The 2,636-nt window shown below is 64.3% G+C and carries 3 protein-coding genes; 1 reads left to right on the forward strand and 2 read right to left on the reverse strand.

Going from position 1 to position 2,636, the window contains the following annotated elements:
* Positions 1 to 273 precede the first annotated feature (273 nt).
* Positions 274 to 813, forward strand: coding sequence for a hypothetical protein (locus WCB02_RS38530; RefSeq protein WP_423967412.1), 540 nt, complete (start codon positions 274 to 276; stop codon positions 811 to 813).
* 106 nt (positions 814 to 919) lie between these two features.
* Here the strand turns inward: WCB02_RS38530 and WCB02_RS38535 are convergent, their stop codons facing one another.
* Together WCB02_RS38535 and leuC are read right to left on the reverse strand one after the other, a co-directional pair.
* Positions 920 to 1,129, reverse strand: a complete 210-nt coding sequence (locus WCB02_RS38535; protein ID WP_423967414.1) for a hypothetical protein — start codon at positions 1,127 to 1,129, stop codon at positions 920 to 922.
* A 177-nt stretch (positions 1,130 to 1,306) separates the two neighbouring features.
* Positions 1,307 to 2,636 (reverse strand): 3-isopropylmalate dehydratase large subunit (leuC, locus tag WCB02_RS38540; RefSeq protein WP_423967416.1); only part of this gene is annotated, 1,330 nt, incomplete at its 5' end.

Raw genomic sequence — 2,636 nt, forward strand, 5'->3', positions numbered from 1 at the left:
CCCGTTTTGTGTTCGAGCGCCGTGTCGCGGTTCGCGACGGCCGAGAAATCCGTTGTACTCGCAAGCGCGGAATATCGGCCTGCGACCACCATAGTCGCGACGGCGACTTGCTCCCGTGGTCGCGCGCGCGCGGTCGCGTCGCGCGACATTCATGCCGCGTTCAGTTCGCCGTCTCTAATTTCATTGCGAAAGCGGACATCAATGGACATGCGCGGCAGTCGGGCCATCATGGCGCCGTGCGCTTTCCGTCGCTCATTCAAGGAGATTGTGGACATGACGAGGATTGCCTATCCGGGGCGCGGCCTTGTCCGTTGCCTCGGCTTTGCCGCGGCTGCGGCGTTGATGCTGGCAGCGGCGCCGGCCCAACGCGCCAACGCCATGTCGTTGATCACCCCGAGCGGTTCGCCTGCCGCGACATCCGCGTCCGGAGCCATCGTGACTGAAGTTCATGGCGGTGGTGGCCATGGCGGCGGTGGCGGGGGCCACGGTGGCGGCGGCTTCCATGGCGGCGGGGGCGGCATGCACTTCGGCGGCAGAGGCTTCCACGGCGGCGGTATGCACTTTGGTGGCGGCGGTGGTCGCTGGCACGGCGGCGGCATGCATGTCGGCGGCTTCCATCATGGCGGCTTCCGCGTCGGGCATTTTCACCGCCATGTCTTCGGCGGCTATTACTACCCCTATGACGACTATCCCTATTATCCGGCTTGCCGCCTCGTCTGGACGGCTTACGGTCCGCGCCACATCTGCTGGCATCGCCATCGGCACTACTGGCACCGCTGGCATCATTGGCACCATCACCACCGGCACGACTGAAGAGGACCACTGCAGGAGCTGAGGACGAAATGAAAATGGGCGCCTCATCGGGCGCCCATTTTCAATGGCTTTCAAGCTTCCCCGGTCTGCTCGTCGCGCGTCGCTCTCAGGCCCAGTCCTTGAATTTCCAGGACCTCAGCGACAGCTTCCATGGCGTCAGGTTCTCCAGCCGCCACTTTTCGAAGTAGGCGGGCGGCCAATTGGAGAGACGGCCGTTGTCCACGACCTTGGTCTCGCGGCCGGCGAGGCTGGCACGGCGCCAGTGCTGGCGCGTCGCCGCACCGATCAAGTCGACATATTCCGGTTTGCTGGCCAAGGCTGGCTCTCCGAGAAACGGCTGGCGCGCGACGACTTCGTCAGCACGCGCCAGAATATTTTTGAGCGCGATCCTTCGGAAAACCGGCGCCCACTTTCCGGATCATGCTCGAGCGCGTAGGAAGTCTGCGCTCTCTTCATTAAGGAGTTGTTGTCGAAGTGCTTCGAGGTTGAAGCGTTACCGCCACTCCCTCACATCGACAAAGTGTCCGGCGATCGCGGCGGCCGCGGCCATCGCCGGCGAGACCAGATGGGTGCGGCCCTTGAAACCCTGGCGCCCCTCGAAGTTGCGGTTCGATGTCGAAGCGCAGCGTTCTTCCGGCTTCAGCTTGTCGGGGTTCATGGCCAGGCACATCGAGCAGCCCGGCTCGCGCCATTCGAAGCCGGCCTTGATGAAGATCTTGTCGAGACCTTCGGATTCCGCCTGCTCCTTCACGATGCCCGAGCCCGGCACCACCATCGCGTTGACGTTGGCGTTGACGGTCTTGCCCTCGGCGATCTTGGCGGCAGCGCGCAGATCCTCGATGCGGCCATTGGTGCAGGAGCCGATGAAGACGCGATCGAGCTTGATGTCGGTGATTTTTGTGCCGGCCTTCAGACCCATGTAGTTCAGCGCGCGATGCTTCGAGACCCGCTTGGCCTCGTCGGCGATCTGCTCGGGATCGGGCACGGCACCGGTGATCGACACCACGTCCTCGGGCGAGGTGCCCCAGGTCACGATCGGCGGCAGCTTTGCTGCGTCGAGCCGGATTTCATGATCGAAATGCGCGCCGTCGTCGGAGCGCAGCGTTTCCCAGTAACGCATCGCTGCGTCCCAGGCTTCGCCCTTCGGCGATTTCGGCCGGCCGCGCAGGAAGTCGAACGCCTTCTGGTCGGGCGCGACCAGGCCGGCGCGGGCGCCGCCTTCGATCGACATGTTGCAGACCGTCATGCGGCCTTCCATCGACAACGCGCGGATGGCCTCGCCGGCATATTCCAGCACATAGCCGGTGCCGCCGGCGGTGCCGATCTCGCCGATGATGGCGAGGATGATGTCCTTGCCGGTGACGCCGTCCGGCAATTTGCCGTCGACGGTCGCGCGCATGTTCTTGGCCTTCTTCTGGATCAGCGTCTGGGTCGCCAGCACATGCTCGACTTCGGAAGTGCCGATGCCGTGCGCCAGCGCGCCGAATGCGCCATGGGTCGAGGTGTGGCTGTCGCCGCAGACGATGGTGGTGCCGGGCAGGGTGAAGCCCTGCTCGGGGCCGATCACGTGCACGATGCCCTGGCGCTTATCGAATTCGTTATAATATTCGATGCCGAATTCCTTGGCGTTGTCGGCCATCACCCGCATCTGCTCGATGCTTTCAGGATCGGGATTGGGCTTCGAGCGATCGGTGGTCGGGATGTTGTGGTCGACGACGGCCAGCGTCTTCTCCGGCGCGCGCACCTTGCGGCCGGTGGCGCGCAAGCCCTCGAAGGCCTGCGGCGAGGTCACCTCATGGACGAGGTGACGGTCGATATAGAGC

The organism is Bradyrhizobium sp. (genome assembly GCF_049581145.1).
Lineage (GTDB): Bacteria > Pseudomonadota > Alphaproteobacteria > Rhizobiales > Xanthobacteraceae > Bradyrhizobium.

Excerpts from the sequence above, each read along its gene's own strand:
- WCB02_RS38530 (WP_423967412.1), top strand. The coding sequence starts at position 274 with ATGACGAGGATTGCCTATCCGGGGCGCGGCCTTGTCCGTTGCCTCGGC.